We start from the raw sequence: 24,302 nt of genomic DNA, 5'->3' as shown, positions 1-24,302 counted from the left end.
CCAGATTGGTCGCCCCGGTGACGGGTGCGGTGACGTGGACCTGCGCCCCGGCCAGCCGCGCGCCGCGCGGTTGCCGCTGTCGGCGTGGCGGGCGGCCTGGCGGTGGGCCAGCTTCCGACCGCCGCCGGGCATCCTGCCGCCGCTGGGCCTGCCCGAACTGCGTCACGCGGTCGCCGAGCACGTGCGCCGCACCTACGGCGCGTTGCCGCCGGGCCGCGAGGTGGTGGTGACCACCGGTACCGTGGCCGGGCTGCGCGCCGTGCTCGCCGTACTCGGCCTGTCCGGTCCGGACGTGGCAGTCCAGGAACCGATCGCGCCGTCACTGTGGCGGGCCGCACAGGGCGGTACCGGCCGGCCGGTCGCCGTTCCGGTCGACCACGAGGGTGCGCGGATCGACCGGGTACCCGACCGGTGCCCGGCCCTGTTGCTGTGCCCGGACTCTGCGGTGGCCTCTGGTGTGCTCAGCGCCGAGCGCCGGTACCGGACGGTGCGCCGGCCGGGTACCTGGCTGGTGGAGGTGGGCTGCGACGGCGTCCTTCCGGCCGCGGCGCAGCGACTGCCCCGGCTGCTGTCGCTGGCCGCCCCCGAGACCTCCGTGCTCGTCGGCGGGTTCGGGGAGGTGTTCGCGCCGGTGCTGGGCATCGGCTTCGCCCTGGTACCCGAGGAGCTGTCCGGCGCGATCGGCCGGTACCTGGCGGACTGCTCGGGACAGCCACCGTACGTGTCCCAGCTCGCCCTGGCTCGGCTGCTCCGCGACGGTACCGTCGAACGGGTGATGCACCGGCTGGACCGCGACGACCGCAGCGGTCTGGACCTGACCCGCGCGGCGCTGGACTGCGTGACGTTAGAGCGCACAGGGCGCCCGGCTGCGCCGGACGTCGGCGTGCCGGTCACCGGTATGCGCGGCACGGCCCTGCTGCCGCTGCCGGGCGCGGACGCCGCCACGGTCGCGGCGCGGTTGCGGGACCGTGGCGTACGGGTGGGCACGCTGGCCCCGTACCACTTCTCCGCCGCCCCGGTGCCACCGGCGCTGGTGGTCGGGTACGGGCACCTCACCGAGCCGGCCCTGCGCCACGGGCTGGAGCGGTTGGCCGCCGCGCTACCCGCCGCACTGTCGGCCGCGCCGCCCACTGCGCCGCGCGCGGCACTGCCCGCCACGCCACCCGCCGCACTGCCCGCCGATCGACGGTCCTCGGAAGGATGACTGCCATGCCCCACGCGACACCGATCCTGGTCTACGACGGAGACTGCGGCTTCTGCACCCACAGCGTCCAGCGGCTGCGCGCGGCGCTGCCCGCGTTCCCGTCCGCGCAACCGTGGCAGTCGGCGGACCTGCCGGCCCTCGGCCTGACCCGGGCGGAGGCGAACGCCGCCGTGCAGTGGGTCGGCGCGGACGGCGGCCGGTTGGCCGGTGCGCGGGCGTTCGCCGCGCTGCTGCGCTACCAGCCGGTCGCCGCACTCCGGCTGCTGGGACGGCTCGTTGACGCGCGTCCGGTGCGCCCGCTGGCCGCGGTGGTGTACCGGACGATCGCCGCCCACCGGTACCGGCTTCCCGGCGCCACCCCGGCCTGCTCCATCCGCCCCGCGAACCAACCCGGCCCCGCCAGCCAACCCGGCCCCGCCAGGCAACCCGGCCCGCCCAACCAGCCCAGCTAAGCCACTCAGAGCAGCCCGCCCAACCAAACGAGTCAGCCCAGCCAGCCGAGTCCGCTCAGCCGGCCCAGCCGACTCCGTCAGCCAGCCGACCCCGTCAGCCAGCCGACCCCGTCAGCCAGCCTGCCCAGTCGGCCAGGCCCGCTCAGCTGGCCCAGCCGACCCGAGCGAGCGGGCGACACTGTCGCCAAGAGCGCTCCGGCGCCGCCCGCTGTACCGATCCGCCCACCGCCGTCTCGACCGCGATGCCGGCGGCGACCACTCCGGTAGGCGCGGTCACACCCGCCGGTCCGTGCGGCCCAGTCCGGGTCCGGGAGCGGGTCCGGGTCCGGATCCGGGTCCGGGTCCGGCGAGGATCGCGGCCACCTCCGCCAGTTCCGCGGCGACCTCGGCCAACTCCACCTCCGGCGAGTTCGCCGAAGGCTGCGGTGGGGTGACCGAAGGCTGCGCTGGGTCCGCCGAGGGCTCCGGTGGGTCCGCCGAGAGCCGCGGTGGGTTCGCCGAAGGCTGCGGCCAGTCAGCCGCGACGGGCTCCGCGGCCGACGCCACCCTGCCTGCCGGCAAGACCGAGCCTGCCGGCGCCACCGAGCCGGACGGTGAAACCGAGCCGGGCGGTGAAACCGAGCCGGGCGGTGAAACCGAGCCGGGCGGAGTCACCGAGCCGGGCGGCTCGACCCATTCGAGCCGGACCGGGCTGCTCGGCCGGGGCACCGACATCGGGCGGGAACCCAGACCCAACCGCGCGTCCGGACCCAACCGCGCATCGGGACCCAACCGCGCGTCCGGACCCAACCGTGCACCCGCGGCCAGCCGCGGACCGCCGGAGCCCCGCCGGCCCGGCCCGGCCGGCGCCGGTATGAGTGCGACCGCACCGATCGCCGGCGCGGCCGGCCCGGCATCCGTGGTCGGACGGCGCAACCCCAGCGCCAGGCCCACGATGACGATGACCAGTACGGCGGATGAGCCTGCGATGACCGGCCATGCGATGGCGCTGTGCCCGCCGACAGCGGCGTCCCGGCCGCGCTCCGCCACGGCGAGCGGTACCGCCGACGCGCTGCCGGAGGAAATGACGCCGGGGTCGATGACGCTGGACGCGGTGACGCTGGACAGGCTCGCCGGGACAAGGATCTGGTACGACGCCTGGGCCGTCCGGGCCTGCCGATCGGCCGCCGTGAGCGTGGCGCGTACCAAGCCGGTCAGCGGTGTACCGGCCCGTGCGGCGACGCCCACGGTCAGCGGTACGACGACCGGCTTCTGCTGGCCGGGCGGCACGGTACCCAGTACGCACCGGACGACCGTAGGCTCCGGCTGCCTCGCGCAGCCCGCGGGCAGCGGGCCGGTACCGACGCCGTGCGGCACCACCACGTCCAGCCCGGCGGCGGCCGGCATCGAGCTGGTGTTGGTCAGCGTGATGCGCAACCGGCCCGACGCGTCGGGCCCGTTGCCCGTGGTGACGTCGTCGACCGACAGGCCGATGCCGGGGGCGGGCGGCCCGGGCGGGAACACCACGCCCCAGGTGCCCCGACCGCTCGCGGCGTGGGCGCGGGGTGCCCGGGCGCTGACCGTGAACTGGCCGGTCAGCGGCGCTTGCCGCCACGCGTCCGGGGACACGGTGACGGCGATCGGCGCGGTGACCACCGCACCCGGCGCGACCGACGGCATCGAGCACCGGCCGTTCCCGCAGGCACCGGTTGCCGCGTCGCTCACCCCGGCCGGGACGGCGTAGTCGACGCGGACGGCCGCGGCCACGGTACCGGTGTTGTGCACCGTGACGGTGAACGAGGTGGTGCGCGCACCGCGCCAGTACCCGGGGCCGAGCACCGCATTGCTCGCGTACGCCGTCACGGTCAGCACCGGGCGGTGCCCGTGCGGGCCCGACTCGATGGCGGACGGTGAGAGTGTCGGCTGCTGCGGCGTTGGCGAGGCGGACGGTGGCGTGCTGTCGGTCGGTGTGGGAGTCGCCGACTCGCTCGGTGGCGGGGACGACTGCGAGTCGCCGGGGTCGGGTGTGTCGGCCGCAGGCGGGGCACCGGTGGTGTCCGCGCCGTACGCCGACGCGGAAGCGGGGCCGAGCGCGAGGGCGCCGAGCAGTGCGGTGCTCGAGAGCGCACCGAGGATGGGGATTGCGGACCAGCGTGGCACGGGCACCTCGCGATCTCGTGGTGATCTGGTTGTGAGCGCGTTTCGCGGACCGATTCTGTGGAGCCCGTGACGGTCCTCGCTGGGGAATGACGAAACACATGACAAATAACATGGTCGATTGGTGACGATCGGAGCCTCGGCGGAAGTGACGCCGAGGGCGCGGACGTCCGAGGCGCGGACGTCCGAGGGCGCGGTGGCCACTTGGTACCGGCAGCCACCGCGCCTGAAAAGTGCTTAGGACAGCAGGGCCCGGCGCCCGGGAACCAGCGGGGTTAGCTGCTCGATGTCGTGGCGGAGGCGCAGCGCGACGAGTGCCTCCTGGTCGGGCGGCCCGTCGCCCTCCAGCATCTCGGCGAGTTCCTGAAGGTAGCGCTCGTGTCCCGAAGGCGCCACGTGAAAGAGCATCCGCGCCGGTGTGTCGCCGGGGTTGGCGAACGCGTGCGGGCACCCCGCCGGTACGAACATCAGCGATCCCGGGCCGCCGCGGATCACGCTGGCCCCGGACGCGGACGTCCAGCCGCGCCAGTTTCCGGTGGTGCGCACGACCGGTTCGAAGGCCAGCAGGTCCAACTCGCCGTCGAGCACGTAGAACAGTTCCTCGGCCTCGCCGTGCCGGTGCGCGCCCACGTCGAAGCCCGGTTGGACCTCGACCTCGAACATCGACCACCGGGCCGATTGCTCGGCGCCCACCTTCAGGGTCATGCCGCTGGAGCCGATGGACTCTCCGGCACCGGCCGGCACGATCATTCCCTCGGTCATCGGGTCTCTGTCTCCCTTCCGTCCAGCCAATCGGCCAGAGTCATCAGTTGTGGATGCACCGCGCGCAGCGCGGAAAGATCGGCGAGTTCGCCGTCGCCGGAGTCGAGCCACTCGAACATCCGGGCCACCTCCTCGTCGAAGGCGCGCAACCGCTCGATCGGTACCGGTTGAAAGCGGGCGGGGACACCGCGCGCCCGGCCGAACCGCTCGGCGATCGCGGTGCCCGGCAGCCGGTCGCCCGCGATGACCATCGTCTGGCCGGTGAACTCCTCCGGCCGGCCGAACGCGATCGCGGCGAACTCGCCGATGTCCCGGACCGCGATGAGCTGCATCGGGCTGTCCGGACGCATCGCCAGGCTGACGACCAGCGTGCCGTCGGTGACCACCGGGGTGGCGTAGGTGGTGAAGTTTTCCATGAAGGAGACCGGCCGCAGGATCGTCGCGGGCAGCCCGAGCGAGCGGATGCGCGCCTCGATCGTGGCCTTGCTGCGCAGGTGTGCCACGGTCGATTCGGTGGAGGCGCCGGCCACCGAGCTGTAGACGAGGTGCCCGACTCCGGTCTTCGCGGCGACTTCCGCGACCGTCGTGCCTCGGCGCTCCTCGGTGGCGATGCCCTCCGGGGTGATGGTCGGCCCATTCATCATCATGGTCAGTACGGCGAACACACCGCTCACGCCGGCCATCGCGGCGCTCAACGATTCCGGGTCGTCCAGATCCCCGAGGACCAGGCGGGCGCCGGAGGCTCGCAGTTCCCGCGCGGCGGGCCGTTCGGTGTCACGGACCAGTGCGTGCACCGCGAGGCCGCGGGCGAGCAGCGACCTGGTGACGGCCGAGCCTTGCTGGCCGGTCGCGCCGATCACCAGTACCGAGGTGGATTCCGTAGGATCAGCCATGGCCTCACGGTAGTTGCCGGTGCGGCGGCCAACCTGGTACCGATGCTGCTATCCAGACTCTTGACGGGGAGGGGCCGGATGGAGCAGCCGACAGTCGATCGCGGCGAGTTGGCCGCGTTCCTACGGACCCGCCGGGCGCGGCTGCGGCCGGCGGATGTGGGGCTGCCCGACGGGGTGAACCAGCGACGGACGCCCGGCCTGCGCCGGGAAGAGGTCGCGGAGCTGTCCGGGGTGGGCATCACCTGGTACACCTGGCTGGAGCAGGGCCGCTCGATCGTGCCCTCGGCACAGGTCATCGACGCGCTGGCCCGGGCCCTGCGGCTGGACGCCGACGAGCACCGTCACCTACGCACGCTGGCCGGGTTGCCGGTGCTCCGGCCGGAGACCGCCGTGCACGAGGCCGGCCTGCGGTTGCAGCGGCTCGTCGACGCCGCCTCACCCAACGCCGCGACCGTCTACGACCGGCACTACGACTTCCTGGCGTGGAACTCGGTGTATGCGCGGCTGCGCCACGATCCCGCCCGACTACCCGAGCGACGGCGCAACCTGGTGTGGATGATGTTCACCGACCCGGAGATCCGGGCGAGGATGCAGCGCTGGGAGCCGGCGGCCCGGGCGGTGCTCAGCCAGTTCCGCGCCGCCGTCGGGCAGCAGCCGGGCGACGATCGGTTCCGCGAGCTGGTGACCGCACTGCAGGAGGCCAGTCCGGAGTTCCGGTGCTGGTGGCCGGACTACGCGGTCAGCGACTTCCGGCCCGCGACGGTCGCACTCGATCACCCGGAGGCCGGCCGTGTCTGTCTGGAGATGTACCAGTTGCACCCGGTCGAGCATCCCGATCTGCTCCTGGTGCTCCAGGTGCCGGCCGGTCCGGAGGACGCCCGACGGATCGAGCGGCTACTCGGTCGACCCGCCCGGTTGACCTGACCCGTCGGCGGAGTCCCGACCCTGGCGCCAGCCGTACTTCGGAGCGAATCCGAGTACCGTGCCGGCCAGCCGGGTGTCGAGCAGGCTCTGGTGGTCGGCCAGCGGGCCGCGCAGCGCGGCGGTCGGGTGGTGGGCGCGGACCAGCTCGCGGGTCGGCTGCAGCGCGGTGGTGTCGGTGGCCGCGATGTTCAGCACGTGGTGCCCGGTCAGGTCGGCGGTCAGCGCGGCGTGCACCGACCGCGCCGCGTCCCGGGTGTCCAGCCAGGCCCACAGCTCGCGCCGGTTGCCGGCCGGGTCGCGGTGCACCTCGGCGAGCCGGTGCCGCAGCCGGTCGCCGGTGCCGACGAACGGGAACCGCAGGCACACGGTCGGCACGCCGAACCGCCGGGTGGTGAACGCCGCGACCTGTTCGGTGAAGGTCTTGGACAGGCCGTACGAGTCGACGGTCACCGGCGGGTGCCGCTCGTCCACCGGCACGTACTGCGGGGACAGGTCGCGGTCGGCCCAGGCCAGCCCGACGGCGGAGAAGCTGGAGGCGGCGACGATCCGTCGCACTCCGCACCGGCCGGCCCCGGTGAGCACGAGGTACGCCGCGCCCGTGTTGTGCAGCAGCGTTTCGTGCTCGCTGACGATGCCGGGCGCGGGAATGGCGGCCAGGTGCACGACCGAGCCGATCCCACCCGCCTGCCGAACCGCGTCGCCAGTCAGGCACTCGGCCACGAATCCCGGATCGAGCAGGTCGCCCACGAGCCGGTGCGCGGCGCCGGGCACCGGCGTATCCTCGCGGTCGGCTGCCACCACGGTCAGGCCGGCGGCGGCCAACTCGGCCACCACGGCGCCGCCGATCCCGCCGGCGGCGCCGGTGACCAGAACGGCGCCGGTCATGCCCGCTCTCCCCCGATAGTCGAACGGATCACGCCTTCACCGCTCCGATCAGACCGTTGACGAAGTACCGCTGAGCCGCGACGAACAACACGATCACCGGGATCACCACGATCAGCGCGCCGGCCATCAGGGTGTTGTAGTGCAGTACCGCGCCGGATTGCAGGTTCTGCAGCGCGATGGGCAGCGTGAAGGTACCCGGGTTGTTGAGTGACACGCGGGTCAGCAGGTACTCGTTCCAGGTGGGTATCGCGGTCAGCAGGGCGATGGTGACCAGTACCGGCCGGGACAGCGGCAGGTACACGGTGGCGAAGATGCGCAGTTCGCCGGCGCCGTCCATGCGGGCCGCCTCGCGCAACTCCGCCGGGATCGCGTCGAACGCGTTGGTCATCATGAGGATCGACAGCGGTGCCGATCCGTTGACGAACGGCAGGATCAGCCCCCAGTGGTTGCCCAGCAGGCCGAGCTTGTTCTCCAGCAGCACGACCGGAAGCAGCACCGTCACGCCGGGCACGAACAGCAGCGCCAGGAACAGCCGGTACAGCGCCCGCTTGGCGGGAAAGCGCAGCACCGAGAAGGCGTACGCGGCCGCCGAGTAGATGACCAGCACCAGCAGCACGGTCAGCGCGGTCACCTTGAGGCTGTTCAGGAAGTAGTCGAAGAAGTGCAGTTCGCCCCACGTCTGGGCGAGGGTGTGCAGGGTCGGGTGGTGCGGGATCAGGTGCCCGCCGGCCACCACCTCGTACTGGTTCTTGAACGCGGCGGAAACCATCCACAGGAACGGGTAGAGGCTCACCGCCGCGTACAACAGAAGCAACAGCGCGACCACCGCGCGCGTCGCCAGGACCCGCGGCGACGGGCGGGCGCGGCGGCGGGTGACGGCCAGGCCGGAGGCTGCGGGACGGGCGATCGTCGCGGTGCTCACGTGGCCCTCCGCATTGCTCTCTGGGTGATGACGGCGAGGATGACCGCGGCGATGAACAGCAACCAGCCCAGCGCGCTGGACAGCCCGAGGGTCGGCGAGAGCTGGGACAGGAAGGCCAGCCGGTACGCCTCCAGGCCCAGCACGTTGGTGTGGTTGCCCGGGCCGCCGTTGGTCATGATGAGGAACGTCTGGAAACCCTGCAGCGAGTCCCGCAGGTTGAGCAGCACGATGATGCCGGTGATCGGCTTGAGTAGCGGCCACAGCACGTTGCGGGTGATGCGCCACCAGCCGGCTCCGTCGATCTGCGCGGCCTCGATGAGCGTGGAGTCCACCGATTGCAGGCCGGCCAGGTACAGCAGCATGGACACCGGCACCGAGGACCAGACGGTGACCACGATCAGCGTGGGCAGCGCGGTGGACGGGTTGCCCAGGAACCCTTGCGGCTGCTGGAGGCTGCCCAGGCCGAGCGAGCGCAGCAGCAGGTTGATGGCGCCGTCCGGTTCCAGGATGTACTGCCAGGCGAAGTACACCGCGATGCCGGCGGTCACGTACGGCAGGAAATACACCGAGCGCAGCACGGTGCGCATCCGGCCCACCGAGTTGAGCAGCAGTGCCAGCGGGAAGCTGACCAGTACGGTGAGGATCGGCACGGCGATCATCACCCACAGGGTGTTCAGCGCGGCCTGGTGCACCACCGGCGCGTAGGTCGGGCTGGCCCACAGCAGGTCGGCGTAGTTGTGCAGGCCGACCCAGGTCCAGTTCGGCGTGAACCCGTTCCAGGTGGCGAAGCTGAGCGAGACGCCGTACCCGATGGTGTAGACGCCCATCACCGCGAACAGGACGATGGCCGGTGCCACGAAGGCCGCGCCCCAGGCCACCTCTGAACGGTGGTACCGGGTGCGGCCACGGGTGGCCCGCCGCTCACGCGGCGGGCGCTGCACCGTGGTCGCGGCGCTCACTACTTCTTCGCCCAGTACGAGTCGATCAGCTTGGTCAGCCCCGCACCGGTCTGCGCCGAGGTCTTCGTCTTCAGCGGGGTGAAGTTCATCAGCACCGCGCCGACGTCGCCGGAGTTGTAGCCGTCCGGCTTGTACGTCGTGTCACCCGGGTTGTACGCCGACGGGCCGGAGCCGAACGACTTGATCATCGCGCCGAGCACCGGACCCACCGCGCTGTCCGGGTCGGAGCCCAGATTGGTCGGCGGGATGTCCAGCGCCTCCTTGGCGAACGTGGCCGACACGTCCGGCTTGGCGAGGTACTTGAGCCACTGGATGGCACCGGACCGGTTCTTGGTGGTCGACGAGACCGACATGCCGGTCAGTGTGAACGGTGCCAGGCTCAGGTCGTTGATGGCACCGCCCGCCGGGGCGGGCACCGGGAAGGTCACGACGTTGGCCGGGTCGAACCCGTTCTGCGCCAGGAACGCCAGGGTGAACGTGCCGCCGATGTCGAAGGTGGACTTGCCCTGCGCGAAGGCGAGGTCCGCGGCGTCGATGTCGAGGGTCTGGGTGCCCGGCATCCAGTACGGCGTCACCTTGCCGTAGGTGTCCAGCACCTGCGTCCCGGTCGGGGAGGAGAAGTTGGTGGTGTTGTCCCGACCCCACAGGGCGTGGAAGCGGTCGGCGCCGAGCATGCCATAGGCCATCGGCTGCATGAGCCACTCCAGGCCGGTGGACGGAGCCTTGAGACCCAGGCTGACGCCCGAGTCGTTGGGTTCCTTCGCCTTCACCTTCGCCAGGTCGGCGATGAAGTCCTCCCACGTCGTCGGCGCGGTGGTGACGCCGGCGGCGGTCAGGCGCTGTTTGTTGGCATACACGATGCCGAACGTGCCGATGGTCAGCGGCACGCTGAACCGCTGCCCGAGCTTGATGCCCTTCAGCGTGGAGTCCGGCTTCAGTGACGACTGGTAGTACTGGTCCGTCACGGTCCCGTCGACGCGCACCTGCTGCAGGTAGCTGTTCAGCCAGCCGCTGTCGACGTCCTTGGACAGGTCCGATACCAGGCCGGCCCCACCGAACGTGAGGTCGTCGCCGTTGGTGTGCACCTCGAGCACGTCGGGCAGGTCGCCGGTCTTCGCCGCGGCCTGAACCTTGGTCAGGTAGGCGTCGTCCGGCGTGTATGCCTGCACCTTGACGGTGATGCCGGTCTGCTTGGTGAATCCCTTGCCGGCTTCTTCCAGCGCCTTGACGTGGGACTGCTTGAACGTCCACATCACGAGCGTCTTGTCGGACGAGCCACTGCCCGAACCGCTGCCGCAGCCGGCGGCGCCGGTCACCAGCGAGCCCAGTGCCAGCGCGAGGAGGACGGCCATCGACGGCCGCCACATGCGCGTTCGATGTGTCATCACGTGCCGAGCCTTCGCGTCCAGAGCGCCATCGATGGGCGCAATTCAATGGTGTGGGAGAACCTAAATCGAATTGATGTACGGTGTCAACCACGCGATCACTCGAGCGACCACTCAGGCGACAACCAGGCGACCGCTCGCGCGACCGCCGCGCGACCATCAACGCGAGGGAGTGCACCGGCATGAAGCCCGCGGAGACCCCTGCCGACATCCCTGCCCAGAGCCCCGCCGAGCACTGTGCCCAGAGCCCCGCCGACGTCCCGGCCCAGAGCCCTTCCGACATCCCCGCGCAGAGCCCCGCCGAGATCCTTGCCGAGGCCCCGTGGCCGGCGACCGACGGCGCGCCCCGGATCACCCGGGTACGCACCTTCCTGTGCGCGCCGCAGGGCTGCCCGTACCTGATCGTGCGGGTGGAGACCAACCAGCCCGGCCTGTACGGGCTCGGCTGCGCCAGCGACCCGCAGCGCACGCTGGCCGTACGCGCCGTGCTCGACGGGTACCTGGGCCCGCTGCTGGCCGGCCGGGAAGCCGGCGACATCGAGGACGTCCACCGGCTGCTGACCAACAGCGGCTACTGGCGCGGCGGTTCGATCGCGGGCAACGCGCTGGCAGCGATCGACGTCGCGCTCTGGGACATTAAGGCGAAGGTGGCCGGGCTGCCGCTGTACTCGCTGCTCGGCGGCCGGGCCCGGCACGGCGCCGAGGCGTACACCCACGTCGACGGCGTGGACCCGGCCGAGATCGCCGACAAGGTCGCCGCCGCGACCGAGGCCGGGTACCGGCACGTCCGCGTGCAGGTGGCGGTGCCGGGCATGGACACCTACGGCACGGCCCCGGCGGACGCGGCCGACGCCCGGCGGCGGGCCGGCCGGCGTGGCGCCTGGGACGCGCTGGCGTACCTGCGCCACGTGCCACCGGCGCTGGTGAAGGTACGCCAGCTGGTCGGCACCGGCGTGGAGTTGCTGCACGACGCGCACGAGCGGCTGTCCCCGTCGCAGGCCAGGGAACTGGTCGCCGCGGTCACCGATGCCGGATTGTTCTTCCTGGAGGACCCGCTGGCACCGGAGGACGCCGGATACTTCGCCCAACTGCGCGGCGCCGGTCCGGTACCGCTCGCCGTCGGCGAGCTGTACGACGACGTGACCCGCTACCTGCCGCTGCTGGAGCAGCGGGCGATCGACTTCGCCCGCATCCGGGTGCCGACCCTGGGCGGGTTGACCCCGACCCGCAAGCTGGTCGCCGCGTGTGAGCTGTTCGGGGTACGCACCGCGCCGCACGGCCCGGGTGACGTGAGCCCGGTGGCCCAGGCGGCCAACGTCGCGCTGGACGTCAGCTCACCGTGCTTCGGGGTCCAGGAGGCGGCCACGTTCCGGGAGGCCACGCTGGAGGTGTTCCCCGGTGCGCCGGTCCCGGTGCGGGGCAGCCTGTACCCCAGCTCCGCGCCGGGCCTGGGGGTCGACTTCGACGAGGCGGCGGCCCGCCGGTACCCGGCGCCGCCTCCGCTGGTACACGACCGGTGGGCGCTGCTGCGCGGGGTCGACGGAGCCGCGCTGCGGCCGTGAGCGCCGTGGTCTTTCACCGCGGCGCGGCCCGGGTCAGCCGAGCAGCAGCGACTGCGGCTGTACCGACAGGATCTGGTCCAGCACGAGGCAGGCCGCGCCGATCGCACCGACATCGATGCCCAGTTGGGTGGTGGTCACCACGGTCGGGTGGATCTTCTCCACGTAGGGCGAGCTCTCCACGATGCCCGGAATGATGGCCATGAACCGGTCGGCGAGCTGAGGCCAGATCGGCCCGCCGAAGACGATCATCTCCGAGTCCACCAGGGTCGCCGCCGCGCTGACCCCGCGGCCCACCCGGACCGCCCAGCGGTCGATGATCTCACCGGCCGTGACGTTGCCCGCCGCGGCGTGCCGGCACAGCTGCCGCAGGCTCTGCTCGGCGTCGCGTGGTCCGGCCGGCTTGAACTCCGGGCCCAGCACACCCAGTTCGATCGCCTCGGCGACCAGGGCGTTGGTGGTGCACGCGGCGTACAGGCCGCCGACCTCGCCGGCGTTGCCGGAGAAGCCGCGCAGCACCACGTCGTCGACGACCACGCCCATGCCGGAGCCGGTGCCCAGGTAGAAGAACAGGAAGTTGCCGGTGTTGGCGGCCGCGCCGGCCCAGCGTTCGGCGACCGCGGCCGCGATCACGTCCTTGTCCAGCAGCACCGGCAGCCCGGTCGTCTCGTTCAGGTAGTCACGCAGCGGCACCCGGCCCCAACCGGCCAGCTCGGGTGGTGCGATCACCAGCCCGGAGGCCAGGTCCACCGGGCCGGGCGCGGCGATGCCCAGGCCCAGGATGTGGTCGCGGGGCACCGCCGAGTCGCCGATGAGCGCGTTGATCGACTGGCTCATCTCGACCAGCGTGTGGTCCGGGTCCGCCGCCTCGGGGGTCGGTCGCTCGGAGTGGGCGACCACCCGGCCGAGCAGGTCGAGCACCACGAGGGTGACCACCGCCGGGTCGAGGTGGACTCCGACCGCGTACCGCGCGTCGGCGTTGACCCGCAACAGGCGACGCGGCTTGCCGCTACCGGTGCTCTTCGTGCCGGCCTCGCGGGCCAGGCCGGTGTTGAGCAGGCGCCGGCAGATGTTCGACACGGTCTGCGCGGACAGGCCGGTGACCTCGACGAGCTCCACCCGGCTCAGGCCCTCCGGTACCCGTCGGATGGCATCGAGCACGACCGACTCGTTGAAGTCGCCCATCCGGGGCAGGTTGGTGCCACGCCTAGTCGGCAACGGCCTGTCCACCAGCTGTCCTCCCGCCGCGCGTGCCTCGGGTGGCTTGCCGAGTTCCGGCGACCCACCATCGCCGGCGCGGCGGCACGGATCGCGGCGGCATGGATCGCGGCGCGTCCTGTCCGCTTGTCCGCCTGTCCGTAGCCGGCCGGATCCAGCCGAGGTTAATAAAATCGATTTAGTTTAGCAACGCACCCGACCCGCCCCGCCAACCGAGCCCGCTCAACCGAGCACCCCTCAGCCGAAACCCCTCAGCCGAGCTCTCTCGGCCGAGCCCTCAGCCAACCGAACCCGCTCAGCCGAGCTGGCGCAGCAGGAGTACCGACCAGGGCGACAGCTCGCGGTCCAGCCGCAGGCACCCGTCGGCGCCGACCGTGATGGTACTGACCCCGGTCGCCCGCGCCCGCCGGTCCAGCTCGGCCAGTTGTTCCCGGGTCGGCTCGCCCGGCTCCCCCATCGCCCGCCAGGCGCCGATCGCGTCGCCGTGGTCGGCGTCCAACACTTCCAGCTCCAGGCGGGTACCGGGTGCCATGCCGGCGACCGTCAGGCACAGGTGTCGCGGGCTCCCCTTCGCCTGTGTCGACCGGGCCACGTCCCGGCCGTCGAGGGACGCCGGTACCGTCCGGGGCTCCTCCGCCGGATAGTGGTACGCCAGCGCGCTGATCCGCCCCGAAGCACTGTCCCGGGTGATGACCGCGCCGTCGGTACGAGCCAGCAGGCGGTCACCGAGCGCGTGCAGCATCCGGTAGGCGTGGAAGGTCGGCTTGGGGATGCCGGGCAGGGTCAGCATGCCGAATCCACCGTGGAACAACTCGTCGCCGGCGCCACCCTCCTCGAACACGTCGGTGAACGTCCAGTACGCCAGCGAATCCACGGTGTCCAGCGAGTGCAGCACCGACCTGGTCACGTAGGTCGCCGCGGGCAGCGTGTCGTGGGCGTGGTCGCGGGGCGAGGACGACGAACTCCACTCGGTCAGGTGGATCTCCGCGTCCGGGAACGGGCCGGCGGCCAGCAGGTCGCGCAGCACAGCCAGGTCGGTGGGTGTCGCGTCCACTCCCCTGGTGAGCTTCTCCCCCTGCCCGTGCTCGTCCAGCGCCCAGTCCGTCGGGTACGGGTGAGTGGAGACGAAGTCGACCGGCAGACCCTCCCGCTGGCAGAACCCGAGGAACTGCTCCACCCACACCGGGCGCCAGGCCAGCGTGTCGATCTGGTCGCCCCGGACCCTGGTCTGCCGCGCGAAGTCCTCCGTCTCACCGTCGAAGCGCGGGTCCGGGACGAAGTTGGAGGTCGCCGGGCCGCCCACCCGCAGGCCGGCGTCGACCGCCTTCACCGCCCGCGCGGTCGCCCGGTACAGCTCGAAGTATTCGCCGCGGGTACCGCGGAAGAAGCCCCTCAGGTTGGGTTCGTTCCACACCTCGAAGTACCAGCGGCGCACCTCCTCGCGCCCGTACCTGCCGATCCAGTGGCGCACGATCCGGTCGATGAGCCCCGCCCAGCGGTCGAGGTCGGTGGGGGGTGCGCCGTGGGCACCCCACCAGAACACGGTGCCGGTCTCCCGCGCCAGCGGCCGCGGACTGAAACCGAACTCGACGAACGGCCGCACGCCCAGGTCCAGCAACGCGTCGAACAGCGCGTCGACGTACTGGAAGTTGTAGACCGGGCTGCCGTCCTCCCGCTGCGTGTAGACGAACATGTCGTCGTGGAACAGCCCGTGAAACCGCACGTACTCGAATCCGCAGGAGGCATGCGCCTCGGCGAGCTGCCGCTGCCAGTCCGCCCGCAGCCCTTCGTTCGCGCGCCCGGCCCCCACCACCCGGCTCCAGTAGTGCCGCAGGACGGTGCCCGCCGCGTCGGCATCGGAGTGCAGCACGATGGGCTCAGGCACGGAAGCACGTTCAGGCACGGAAGCAACCTCCGGTCGGTCGATGGTGCCGCCCACGATACAACCGCGCCGATCAATGATCCTATACCCGAGTCCGAGACAGTCCACAAGGGACAGAGAAGCCCGCGGCCTCGCTGACGGAGCGCTGAACGTTGATCGAAATCGGTGAGAACTCGGGGACGGGGCGCCGCGGCGACTCGTACCATCGTCGCGGATCGACGGCGCCCACACCGCCGCCACCGCGGAATCTGGAGGGACCATGCGCTCAACGCCGCGCCGCGCACCGATCGGGGAGCGGCCCTCGCCGGCCACCCGCCTCCGCGGCCTCCGCACGGGTCTGGCCGCGTGCCTCGCGCTCGCCGGCGCCCTGGCGGTGCTCGCGCAACCGGTGCTGGCGCACGCGGTACCGGCACAACCGGTACTCGCGCAACCGGCCACGGGCGCCGCCGCCGCGCCGCTGCCCGCGTCGTCCGCCTCGATGCCGGACCCCGGCGCCTACCTCAACGGCAACCAGTTCGTCGCGTTCTCCACCGGCTCCGGGCTGCGCGAGTCGACCGCGTCCATCGCCGCCGGCCCGTGGAGCGCGCCCGCGGACAAGCTGGGCTCTCTGCCGCCGTGGACCACCAGCCGCGGCATCTGGGCCCCGGACATCGAGCACGTCACGAACGGCTGGGTGGTCTACTTCTCGGCCGTGCTGCACCAGCCGAGCGGCTCCCCGCAGTACGCGTCCGGTGCCCGGTGCGTCGGCGTGGCGACGTCCGCGTCGCCGACCGGCCCGTTCGTCGCCGCCGCCAAGCCGCTGGTGTGCCTGCCCGGCTACGGGGCGGCCGACGACATGTCCGCCGACCCGGGCAACCGCGTCCCGGACGAGGGCGCCATCGACGCGTCGCCGTCGTTCGTCACGGTGGACGGCGAGCGCCGGCTCTACCTGCTGTACAAGACGCAGGGCCTCCCGGCCACCATCCGGATGGTCCGGCTGTCGGTCACCGATGGTCAGACCGTGCTCGGCGACAGCCACCAACTGGTCTGGTCGACCAAGGGCGGCGACGGCACCTACACGTTCGCGGACACCGTCGAGGGGCCGTCGCTGGTGCAGCACGGCGACTACTACGTGCTGTTCGCGGCGAAGGGCAACTACGGCCTCTGCGGGTACTCGACGGTCTGGTACAAGTCCCAGCACATCTGGTCCTGGGACAACACCCCGACGTCGCTGCTCACCTCGGCGAACACGGGACTGTGCGGACCCGGCGGCGCCGACGTCACCGGCTCCCAGGTCGCAGGACAGGATCGCATCTTCCTGCACGGCTGGGTGTGCGGTTCCGGCACCACCCCGTGCACCGGAGCGGCCGGCCAACCCGACCCCGGTGCGAATCCCAACGCGCGTCGGGTCATGTACGCCGCGGTGTTGACCTGGGCAGCCGACGGTTACACCCCGGTCGTCGGCGAGTACCTGTCCCCGTGATCCTGACCACCGGCCTCACTCGGTACGTTGCGCCGGTCTCACGTCGCGGGTACAAGTCGAGAAATGGACGAGATTCTGCACGGGCCGGCACACGTCGAGCGGGTGACGGAGTTCCTTCGTGCCCGTGGCGCCGCGGACCTGGCGCACCCCGGCGGCACGTTGCTGGCGCACCTGCTGCGCGTGTCGCAGCGGCTGGCCGACTGGGGCGCCTCCGGCGATGTCGGGCTGGCGGGGCTGTGTCACGCGGCCTATGGCACGGACGGCTTCGCCCAGGGCCTGCTGGAGCTCACGCAGCGCGCGTCTCTGGCCGAGCTGATCGGTGAGCGCGCGGAGGCGCTGGTCTACCTGTACGGCAGCTGTGACCGCACGGCCACCTATCCCCGGCTCGGCTCGGCGGGGCCGCCGGTGTTCCGCGATCGCTTCACCGGTGCCGAGCACCCGCCCGCGGAGGAGCAGGTGCGCGCGTTCCTGGACATCACGGCGGCCAACGAACTCGATGTGTTCTCACACAACGAGGAGTTGGCGGCCCGGCACGGGGCCGGGCTGTACCGGGTGCTCGCGGCGTCCCGCGACCGGATGTCGGACGCCGCGTGGGCAGCGGTCCACCACGATCTGGGCGACCGAGTTCCGGTCGAGTAGCCGTGACGAGAGTTGGGCCGGCGCTTGCGCCGGCCCAACTCTCGTGAAGCGCCGTCAGGTGGTCAGCTCCCGCACGACACTCCGTTGAGGGCGAAGCCGGTCGGGGCGGCGGCGTTACCGGTGTGGGTCGCCTGGTACCCGATGGCCGTCGAGCTGTTGGGAGCGATGGTGCTGTTGTAGCCGGCGTTGGTGGCGGTCACCTGACCACTGGTCGGGCTGTAGGTGGCGCTCCACCCAGAGGTGATGGTCTGCCCGCTGGGCAACGTGAAAGTGAGCCTCCAGTTGGTGACCGCGGAACCGCCGGTGTTGGTGATAGTGAGGTTGTTGGTCAGGCCGTTGTTCCAGGCGCTGACCGTGGAGGTGACCCGGCAGCCCGAGCCGCCCGGCGGAGGGCTCGTCGGTGGCGGGGTCGTCGGCCGGACGGTGGGCGTCGGGCTCGACGGAGGCGGGTTGCCACCGCCGGTCGGGGCGACCGCGCGGCCCGTGCTCGGGGAAATCATGCCGGCACACAGGTTGCGGCTGGCCAGACCGGACGCGATCTGGGGGATGGCGGCGACCGTGTTGGCCGGCCAGTCGTGCATGAGAATGATCTGTCCGTTGGTCAGCCGGGCGTTGGCCTGGACGATGGCCGAGGTGCTGGCGCCGTTCCAGTCCTGGGAGTCGACGTCCCAGATGATCTCGGTGAGTCCGTACTGGGCCTCGACCGACTTGAGGGTCGCGTTCGTCTCACCGTACGGCGGTCGGAACAGCTTCGGCGCCGCACCGGTGGCCTGCTGAAGAGTCTGCTGGGTGTTGCCGATCTCGGTGTTCATCTGGGCCGTGCTGAGCTGAGTCATGTGCGGGTGGTCCCAGCTGTGGTTGCCGATCCACATGCCGGCGGACGCGGTCGCCTGGACCAGCGAGGGGTTCGGCGCGGCGTTCTGGCCTTCGTCGAAGAACGTGGCCCGCAGGCCAGCCGATCGCAGCGCGTTGAGCAGGTTCTGGGTGTTGCCGGGGGTCGGGCCGTCGTCGAAGGTCAGGCCGACGTACCCGTTGCAGGTGGCGGCTTGCGACGCGGGGGCGGCGACCGTGATCGCGACGGCGCTGCCGACCGTCGCGGCGGCCACAGCCACCGTGACGGCCAGGACGGGTCTGGTGAAGCGACGGATGGAAGGCATTGCCTCTCCTTGCGTGCGGCCGATCGGACGGGAGTGCATAACCGGCGACTGATCTGGGTCGCGGCGCGGCGCCAGACGCGCCGAGCCAGATCGGTCGCACGACTGATCTGGGTCGCGGCGCGGCACCAGCCGCGCCGCGCCAGATCGGTCGAGCCTGCCGTCGCCCGGTGGGACTGCCCGGTATCCCCCGGACGCGGTAGAGCCTGAATACCGGTGATACATTGAAACATTCCGATCTGTGATTCGACAAGTTTCGGTGGGAACATCGCGGCGGGCGGGACGCGGCGGAGCCGGCCCTGCGCCGTGAGCTGGAGCTGGGCCGGAGCCCGCAGAGGAAGAACTTCCGGTAACACTCCCGGAAGATGTCCGAAGCGGCGGGACGAGCCGGGCCGCGGCGGCCAGGTCGCGTGCAACGCCGTGTTCGTCGACCCACGCGCGATCGAGGCATGTGACCTGCCCCATCGGATTTCTCTCGAGCAGTTTCGCCAGGCGCGATGAGTCGGGCCGGCGCCGCCGGTATGTACGGGTGAACTTCGACTGATTCAGTTCAGCACCCTGGCCGGCGCCGCCGTCCTCACGCCGTACGAAAGGACAGCACGATGACAGCCCGCTTCCTCGCCCTGTACGAGACACCAACCGACCCCGAGGTGTTCGATCGGCACTATCGCGAGGTCCATATCCCGCTCGGGCGCCGGCTGCCGGGGCTGCGCCGATACACGGTCGGCCGGGACGTGGAGGCCGTACGTGGCGGCGGGCCGTATTACTTGGTTGCGGAGCTGGAATGGGACACGATGGACGAACTGCGCGTCGCGTTCGCCTCGCCCGAGGGCCGTGCCACTGCCGCCGACGCCACACGCCTCCAGGCGCTCGCTCCGGTGCGGATTATGGTCTTCGTGCTGGACGACGTCATGTAGTACGTGCTTCCGTGTCGCGGACACCGGGCCGAGGTGTTCGCGTCAGGCGTCGGCGGATGGCCTGTCGTCGGCGTCTGCCGCGTCCGCATCGGTTGCGTCGCCGATGGTCGTCGCCCCGGTGGTCGCGTCTTTCGTCTTGAGGACGCCGGCGCCGGAGTCTGCCTGGGCGGCCACGGACCAGCGCTCGACGCGGGTCAGCGCGGTGAACACGACGCAGCCGGCGAGCGCACCGAGAGCCACCACCACGAAAGCCGTCGCACTGTACGCGGTGCCCTGATCGTGCCCGGCGGACGCGATGCCGAAGGCGGCACCCACGACGGCGAGCCCAACGATCGCGGCAAGCCACGCGTTGCGCGCCTTCGGCTGGGTCGGCGACGACGGCGCGAGCAGCAGGATCGCCGTCAGTCCCGCAATCGCCGGGGCGTTGACCTGCCAATTGTCGCTGCCGCTCAGGGCCCTCTGCAACGCGATGCCGATGGCCGTCCAGCCGACCAGCGCGACCGCGAACGCGGCCGGTGTGGCGAGCCACGGCACGACCCTCAACCGCTTCATGGCGGCCGGATCGTCGAGGGCTGGCAGGCCGAGGAACGCGCGGCCATGCCGGCGGATCGCGCTCATCGGGCCCTCAGAGCTCACGAAGCGACAATACGAGAAGGTCTCCCCAGAAGTCCAAGGCGCATTTCGACCCGGCACATTTCGGTCCGGCACGTTTCAACCCTGCGCATTTCGACGCGGCATGGTTTGACCCGGCGTAATTCAACCGGCGCATTTCAACCCGCCACGTTTCGACCCGGCACGTTTCGACCCGGCGCATTTCAACCCTGCCCATTTCAAGCCGGCGCGTTTCAATTCGGCACAGCCGGCATCGGCAGCGGCGAAGGGCATGCACCGGGATCAACCACCGGCGACCATCGACAATCGTCAGAACTCCGCCATCGCCGCCAAAGGCCAGCTATTCGGGCGGCACCACCCTCCCGCGGCCGTTACACCGGTGTCGCCTCACCGTCATTTTCGCCGCGCCGCACAGCCCGCCACCAGCGGCGCTTCCAACAGTCGACCGAGTGGAGCAGACGATCGGGTGATGGACTTCCCGAATCGCCGATGCAAGAGTGAATTCACTTGAGCCATGCGAAGCGATCAATATAGACCCGTGGCATGTGTCCCAGTATTACGGGGCTTTTTCGGATCGCACGCGCTCGACGACCGGCCTCGCCTGGCGGGAACGAAACCTGGCGGGAACGGAACTCGATGCGCGCCGACCACGCCCCGCCGCTCGGTAGCTGCCGCGAGTCGGGATGAGCACGGCGAACGCACAGCGCGGGGGGAAAGCGTGATCCTGGTAGCTCCGGACGAACCTTCCGGGGCGGGTGACCTGCCCGCTCCACCAAGGGCCGAGGCAAGAGCGTTGCCCTTTCGCCTGGCCCTGACGGAAACGGAACGGGATACGGAGCGGGACCGGTGGAAGCGCACAGCCGCCGGCAGCCCACCGCGACGATGTGAGGCGCGTGGCCCGAGTTCCGGGACGGCACCGGATGTGCCGGTTTCATCGCGACGATCGGGACCGACGGACGCACCCGTCGCGGGCCTTGCGTCCACCGGTCGGTGGGAAGTCCAGCGATCACAGCAGGGAGATTGACGATGGCGCTTCCGCGGATTCTCATTGCCGTACCGCTCATCGCGGCCGGCGCGTTCCTTCCCGCCGCGGGTTCCGCGCCGGCGAAGGCACCGGCCGGTGCGGTGGGTATGGGGCATGAGGTCTTCACCACCGGAACGGTGCGGATACACGTGGGCGACACTCTCAAGTTCGTCAACGACTCGCGATACATGCACATCATCGGGCCCGGTCGGGACGGCACGCTGACCGAGACCGACGGTGATCCGATGCACCGCCGGGTCCTCATGCCGTCGAACGGCGACTACACGACGCCGCCGTTCGCGGTACCGGGCACGTATTACATCACCTGTTCCATGCACCCAGACATGACGGTGAAGGTTGTCGTCACCGATTGAGCTGCTGCTCGTCCGGAACGCACGAGCAGCGGGGCGGGGCCGGTCACGCCGGTCACGTCCAAAGGTTGGCCCATCGACTCTTCGAGGGGAGGGTAAACATGTCTGGTCTCATCAGCAGCGTCAAGCACGTCCGCTACGCGCTGGGTTCCCTGACCGCGGTGCTGTTCTCGGCCGCCTCCGGCGCAGCCCTGTAATCCACGCGGATCGCATTAGGCGGCCACCACAGCGCCTAACGCGATGAACGCCGCGACCGGGCGCGTCCCACGCGGGCGACGCCCGGTCGCGGACCCCAGCAGCAGAAGAGGGAGCGGAAGTGTTAGAGACCGGTGTCCGGCAGCTCCGGATGGCGATGGGAATGGTCTGGGGCCGTCGGCTCAATACCCGCAATCTCGCCCGGCTCGTGGCCGACTCGCTCGCCACGCTGGAGGAGTTCGGGGAGCCGGGCGCGGACGCGGGAGAGGTGATCGACGGTCCGCTCGCCGATCCGGCGGCCCGTCGGGATTTCGCCACCCGCGGCGTGCGACGCACCGCCGCTCGCCTCGCGGCACAGTCGCCGTTCTACGCGCGCCGATTTTCCGCCGCCGGTGTGGATCCCGCCCGTCTCGACCTCGATGGTCTCGGTGCGATCCCGGTGACTCTCAAGCGTGACCTGGTCGAGCGTGCGGATGACTTCCAGTGCGCCGACGTCGCGCGATACCTGGCGACCCGCACCACCGGCACCACCGGACGTCCGGCCGAGATCTGGCTGTCGCGCTACGAGATGGAACTCTGGCCGGCCCTGGGCGCCCTGGCCGGGGTGCTGCGCGGTGAACTCCTGCCGGACGACGTGCTGCAGGTCAATGTCAGCTCCCGCGCCACGGGCAGCGTGCACCTGAACGTCGCGGGTTGCCGGCTGGTCGGCGCCGCCTGCCGGGTGCTGGGCATCGTTCCGCCCGATGAGGCGCTGGACAGCCTGACCGACCGGGGAGCGACGCTGCTGGCGACGGTACCAAGTTATCTGGCCGAACTCGAGGTGGCCGCGCGGCGGCGCGGGATGGGCCCGGGCGACTTCCAGTTGCGCAGCATCGACGTCGGCGGCGAGGTGTTGTCGACGAGCCTGGCGCAGGCCGTCCGGCAGACGTTCGGGGTCACCACCATCCGGGACCTGTTCGCCATGACCGAGGTCGTTCCGGTCTTCGGCCGCACCTGCAGTCAGGGGCACCTGCACTTCGACATCAACATGGGACTGGTCGAGTATCTGGACCTGGAAACCGGCGAGCCGGCCGAGCCGGGCGCGCTGGCCACCGTCGTGGTCACCCCGTTCTTCCCGTACCGCGAGTGCATGCCGGTCTTCCGGTACGACACCCGCGACGTGGTCAGGTGCCTTCCCGGCGACGCCCTCACCTGCGAGGTCGCCGGCCTGCCCGGCACCGGCCCGATCGAGGGCAAGGCCGATTCGCTGCTGCGGCTCGGACCGACCGATGTGGTGACCCCTCGACAGTTGACCGAAGCCATCGAGGCGTTGCCCGCCAAGCCCTGGCCGGCACGGTTCCGTACGACCGTCGACAATGGACGGATCAGGCTCACCCTGCCGGCCTCGGCGGTCGCCGGCCTCGACGAGACCGAGGCGGCCGGCCACTTCGCCGATCGCGGCCTCGAGGTGGACCTCGCTCTGGTCGGCGACGACGAAGCCACCGCCCTCCGTGCCCTGCGGAGCGATCTGCACGAGACGACATTCGCCGCCCGCCCGGCTCTCATCGGAGCATGACATGAACCTGAGCAGCTCCCAGACGTTCCTCTCTCTGTTCCAGCTGTGCGTGACCACGCTCGGCGCGATGATGGCCTGCCTGGGCGCGCTGTACTACCTGCGCCGGGTGCGCCTCGAGCGTCCGGCGATCGGCAGGTTCAACGGTCGCGACGTGGCGATCCTGTTCGTGTTCCTGGTGGTCCTGCCCGGGCTCTACCTGTTCCTGCCGCAATGGGCTCTCACCACCGTGCTGGCGCTGACGTTCACCGCGGCACTGTCCATCGGATTCCGCCCGGTTCTCTCTCCGGGCCCGCTGTGGCTGGGCACCGGGCTGCTGATCGGCGCGGACCTGTGGATGGGTCACCACATGATCAATGACGTCTTCAACTGGCAGTTCGTCTGGGCCGAAAACAGCCTGGTCGTCCTGCTCGCCGCGATCTCCGTCGCCAACCTGTACGTGCAGGGCGGCATGCAACTGCGGCACGTGGCCTGGTTCGCCGGTGGGCTCGCCATCTACGACACGGTCTTCACCGTCGTGTGGCCGGTGTCGAACCTGCTCATTCGCGCGTTCGTCAACCACCCGCTGTTCCCGGCGATGGGCATGCGCATCGGCTTCGACGAGGCCATCGTCGGCCTAGGCGACCTGCTGGTCTACGCCGGGTTCACCATCGCCGCCGTCAAGGCGTACGGCCGGCCCGGGCTCCGGCTGGCGCTGATCCTGGTCGTCGTGTTCGGTGCGGTCTTCCCCACGCTGTCCGGGATGCTCATCAACTTCGTCGACACCCGCCTGGACGTCGTCATTCCCGCGCAGACCTACTTCGGGCCGGCGGCAGTCGTCGGATACCTGTGGCTGCGTCACCGGTACGGTCGCGAGCGCACCATGAAGGAGTACCTCGCCAGCGTCGACGCCGAACGCCGCGAAGCGCCCGCCAGCACCGCGATCCCGAAGACGCCGAAGGTCGAGTCCGAGCCGGTATCCGCCTGAATTTCGACGCCCGCCGGCCGCCGCCCTTCCGCTGCGCCGGCGGGCATGGCCGTTCCCGCATCCTTTGCTCTGCTTACCTATACGCAACGAAAATCGCGATCAGCGCTGCGTATAGGTAAGCAGAGCAAAGCGTCGCGGCGAGGTATCCCCCCGCGACCACGTCGCCCGCTTTGTCATCAAATCTCCGTCGGGTCCGCGACCCTCGGCGACCCGGCACGATTAATTCAC

At 71.0% G+C, this 24,302-nt stretch carries 21 protein-coding genes; 10 read left to right on the top strand and 11 right to left on the bottom strand.

The genetic code is table 11. The features are described from left to right. The coding region (locus Raf01_RS12485) for an aminotransferase-like domain-containing protein (protein WP_203917985.1) at positions 1-1,204 on the top strand (1,204 nt) is incomplete at its 5' end. Between the two features lie 5 nt (positions 1,205-1,209). Further along, positions 1,210-1,656 (top strand): thiol-disulfide oxidoreductase DCC family protein, encoded by a 447-nt coding sequence (locus Raf01_RS12480; RefSeq protein WP_203917984.1) that lies wholly within the window; start codon positions 1,210-1,212, stop codon positions 1,654-1,656. 273 nt (positions 1,657-1,929) lie between these two features. On the opposite strand, the gene Raf01_RS12475 is transcribed toward Raf01_RS12480, so the two are convergent. From Raf01_RS12475 to Raf01_RS12465, 3 genes are all read right to left on the bottom strand, one after another. Further along, positions 1,930-3,795 (bottom strand): COG1361 family protein, encoded by a 1,866-nt coding sequence (locus Raf01_RS12475; protein WP_203917983.1) that lies wholly within the window; start codon positions 3,793-3,795, stop codon positions 1,930-1,932. A gap of 234 nt (positions 3,796-4,029) precedes the next feature. After that, positions 4,030-4,554: a cupin domain-containing protein gene (locus Raf01_RS12470; RefSeq protein ID WP_203917982.1), complete on the bottom strand. Its 525-nt coding sequence runs from the start codon at positions 4,552-4,554 to the stop codon at positions 4,030-4,032. After that, the gene (locus tag Raf01_RS12465) at positions 4,551-5,447 is read right to left on the bottom strand and encodes an NmrA/HSCARG family protein (protein WP_203917981.1); all 897 of its coding nucleotides are present in this window, start codon (positions 5,445-5,447) and stop codon (positions 4,551-4,553) included. The genes Raf01_RS12470 and Raf01_RS12465 overlap by 4 nt, the downstream gene beginning before the upstream one ends. A gap of 78 nt (positions 5,448-5,525) precedes the next feature. Here Raf01_RS12465 and Raf01_RS12460 point away from each other — a divergent pair, with 78 nt between their 5' ends. Further along, complete coding sequence (locus tag Raf01_RS12460) at positions 5,526-6,371, top strand: helix-turn-helix transcriptional regulator (protein ID WP_203917980.1); 846 nt, start codon at positions 5,526-5,528, stop codon at positions 6,369-6,371. Here the strand turns inward: Raf01_RS12460 and Raf01_RS12455 are convergent. From Raf01_RS12455 to Raf01_RS12440, 4 genes are read right to left on the bottom strand one after another with little or no spacing between them, the layout of a single operon-like run. Next, positions 6,342-7,256 (bottom strand): NAD-dependent epimerase/dehydratase family protein, encoded by a 915-nt coding sequence (locus Raf01_RS12455; RefSeq protein WP_203917979.1) that lies wholly within the window; start codon positions 7,254-7,256, stop codon positions 6,342-6,344. The genes Raf01_RS12460 and Raf01_RS12455 overlap by 30 nt on opposite strands. Before the next feature lie 28 nt (positions 7,257-7,284). Next, positions 7,285-8,178, bottom strand: coding sequence for a carbohydrate ABC transporter permease (locus Raf01_RS12450; RefSeq protein WP_203917978.1), 894 nt, complete (start codon positions 8,176-8,178; stop codon positions 7,285-7,287). Continuing rightward, a complete protein-coding gene (locus tag Raf01_RS12445; RefSeq protein WP_203917977.1) occupies positions 8,175-9,137 on the bottom strand; it encodes a carbohydrate ABC transporter permease in 963 nt (320 codons plus the stop codon). The genes Raf01_RS12450 and Raf01_RS12445 overlap by 4 nt, the downstream gene beginning before the upstream one ends. Continuing rightward, positions 9,137-10,489: an ABC transporter substrate-binding protein gene (locus tag Raf01_RS12440; RefSeq protein ID WP_203917976.1), complete on the bottom strand. Its 1,353-nt coding sequence runs from the start codon at positions 10,487-10,489 to the stop codon at positions 9,137-9,139. Before Raf01_RS12440 ends, Raf01_RS12445 begins: the two co-directional genes overlap by 1 nt. 215 nt (positions 10,490-10,704) lie before the next feature. Between Raf01_RS12440 and Raf01_RS12435 the strand changes: the two genes are divergently transcribed. Next, complete coding sequence (locus tag Raf01_RS12435; protein WP_203917975.1) at positions 10,705-12,084, top strand: enolase C-terminal domain-like protein; 1,380 nt, start codon at positions 10,705-10,707, stop codon at positions 12,082-12,084. A gap of 33 nt (positions 12,085-12,117) precedes the next feature. Here the strand turns inward: Raf01_RS12435 and Raf01_RS12430 are convergent, their stop codons facing one another. Then, a complete protein-coding gene (locus Raf01_RS12430; RefSeq protein WP_203917974.1) occupies positions 12,118-13,311 on the bottom strand; it encodes an ROK family transcriptional regulator in 1,194 nt (397 codons plus the stop codon). A 283-nt stretch (positions 13,312-13,594) separates the two neighbouring features. Next, positions 13,595-15,184: a GH39 family glycosyl hydrolase gene (locus Raf01_RS12425; protein ID WP_203917973.1), complete on the bottom strand. Its 1,590-nt coding sequence runs from the start codon at positions 15,182-15,184 to the stop codon at positions 13,595-13,597. A 256-nt stretch (positions 15,185-15,440) separates the two neighbouring features. On the opposite strand from Raf01_RS12425, the gene Raf01_RS12420 reads away from it, so the two are divergent. Beyond that, positions 15,441-16,643 carry a family 43 glycosylhydrolase gene (locus Raf01_RS12420; protein ID WP_203917972.1) on the top strand — a complete coding sequence of 401 codons (1,203 nt, stop codon included), beginning with the start codon at positions 15,441-15,443 and terminating at the stop codon, positions 16,641-16,643. A 63-nt stretch (positions 16,644-16,706) separates the two neighbouring features. Further along, on the top strand, positions 16,707-17,282 hold the full coding sequence (locus Raf01_RS12415; RefSeq protein ID WP_203917971.1) for a DUF6817 domain-containing protein: 576 nt from the start codon (positions 16,707-16,709) through the stop codon (positions 17,280-17,282). A gap of 62 nt (positions 17,283-17,344) precedes the next feature. Here the strand turns inward: Raf01_RS12415 and Raf01_RS12410 are convergent, their stop codons facing one another. Continuing rightward, entirely contained in the window at positions 17,345-18,439 is a 1,095-nt protein-coding gene (locus Raf01_RS12410) for a polysaccharide deacetylase family protein (RefSeq protein WP_203917970.1), read from the bottom strand. Positions 18,440-19,038: 599 nt separating this feature from the next. Here Raf01_RS12410 and Raf01_RS12405 point away from each other — a divergent pair. Further along, on the top strand, positions 19,039-19,353 hold the full coding sequence (locus Raf01_RS12405) for an EthD family reductase (RefSeq protein ID WP_203917969.1): 315 nt from the start codon (positions 19,039-19,041) through the stop codon (positions 19,351-19,353). A 42-nt stretch (positions 19,354-19,395) separates the two neighbouring features. On the opposite strand, the gene Raf01_RS12400 is transcribed toward Raf01_RS12405, so the two are convergent. Then, a complete protein-coding gene (locus Raf01_RS12400) occupies positions 19,396-19,989 on the bottom strand; it encodes a hypothetical protein (RefSeq protein ID WP_203917968.1) in 594 nt (197 codons plus the stop codon). Positions 19,990-20,991: 1,002 nt separating this feature from the next. On the opposite strand from Raf01_RS12400, the gene Raf01_RS12395 reads away from it, so the two are divergent. The 3 genes from Raf01_RS12395 to Raf01_RS12385 all read left to right on the top strand — a co-directional run bounded on the left by Raf01_RS12395 (position 20,992) and on the right by Raf01_RS12385 (position 24,074). Beyond that, positions 20,992-21,363, top strand: a complete 372-nt coding sequence (locus tag Raf01_RS12395; RefSeq protein ID WP_203917967.1) for a cupredoxin domain-containing protein — start codon at positions 20,992-20,994, stop codon at positions 21,361-21,363. A 313-nt stretch (positions 21,364-21,676) separates the two neighbouring features. Continuing rightward, positions 21,677-23,110: a phenylacetate--CoA ligase family protein gene (locus Raf01_RS12390; protein ID WP_203917966.1), complete on the top strand. Its 1,434-nt coding sequence runs from the start codon at positions 21,677-21,679 to the stop codon at positions 23,108-23,110. 1 nt (position 23,111) lies between these two features. Further along, positions 23,112-24,074 (top strand): hypothetical protein, encoded by a 963-nt coding sequence (locus Raf01_RS12385; protein WP_203917965.1) that lies wholly within the window; start codon positions 23,112-23,114, stop codon positions 24,072-24,074. Positions 24,075-24,302 lie beyond the last annotated feature (228 nt).

It is taken from the genome of Rugosimonospora africana (assembly GCF_016862975.1).
Taxonomy (GTDB): Bacteria; Actinomycetota; Actinomycetes; order Mycobacteriales; family Micromonosporaceae; genus Rugosimonospora; species Rugosimonospora africana.
Note: the sequence above shows the minus strand (reverse complement) of the source record. Positions and strands in the feature narration are given on the sequence as shown.

Coding starts and splice junctions, on each gene's coding strand:
- Raf01_RS12480 (WP_203917984.1), top strand. CDS start 1,210: ATGCCCCACGCGACACCGATCCTGGTCTACGACGGAGACTGCGGCTTC.
- Raf01_RS12470 (WP_203917982.1), bottom strand. CDS start 4,554: ATGACCGAGGGAATGATCGTGCCGGCCGGTGCCGGAGAGTCCATCGGC.
- Raf01_RS12465 (WP_203917981.1), bottom strand. CDS start 5,447: ATGGCTGATCCTACGGAATCCACCTCGGTACTGGTGATCGGCGCGACC.
- Raf01_RS12460 (WP_203917980.1), top strand. CDS start 5,526: ATGGAGCAGCCGACAGTCGATCGCGGCGAGTTGGCCGCGTTCCTACGG.
- Raf01_RS12455 (WP_203917979.1), bottom strand. CDS start 7,256: ATGACCGGCGCCGTTCTGGTCACCGGCGCCGCCGGCGGGATCGGCGGC.
- Raf01_RS12440 (WP_203917976.1), bottom strand. CDS start 10,489: ATGGCCGTCCTCCTCGCGCTGGCACTGGGCTCGCTGGTGACCGGCGCC.
- Raf01_RS12435 (WP_203917975.1), top strand. CDS start 10,705: ATGAAGCCCGCGGAGACCCCTGCCGACATCCCTGCCCAGAGCCCCGCC.
- Raf01_RS12420 (WP_203917972.1), top strand. CDS start 15,441: ATGCGCTCAACGCCGCGCCGCGCACCGATCGGGGAGCGGCCCTCGCCG.
- Raf01_RS12415 (WP_203917971.1), top strand. CDS start 16,707: ATGGACGAGATTCTGCACGGGCCGGCACACGTCGAGCGGGTGACGGAG.
- Raf01_RS12410 (WP_203917970.1), bottom strand. CDS start 18,439: ATGCCTTCCATCCGTCGCTTCACCAGACCCGTCCTGGCCGTCACGGTG.
- Raf01_RS12405 (WP_203917969.1), top strand. CDS start 19,039: ATGACAGCCCGCTTCCTCGCCCTGTACGAGACACCAACCGACCCCGAG.
- Raf01_RS12395 (WP_203917967.1), top strand. CDS start 20,992: ATGGCGCTTCCGCGGATTCTCATTGCCGTACCGCTCATCGCGGCCGGC.
- Raf01_RS12385 (WP_203917965.1), top strand. CDS start 23,112: ATGAACCTGAGCAGCTCCCAGACGTTCCTCTCTCTGTTCCAGCTGTGC.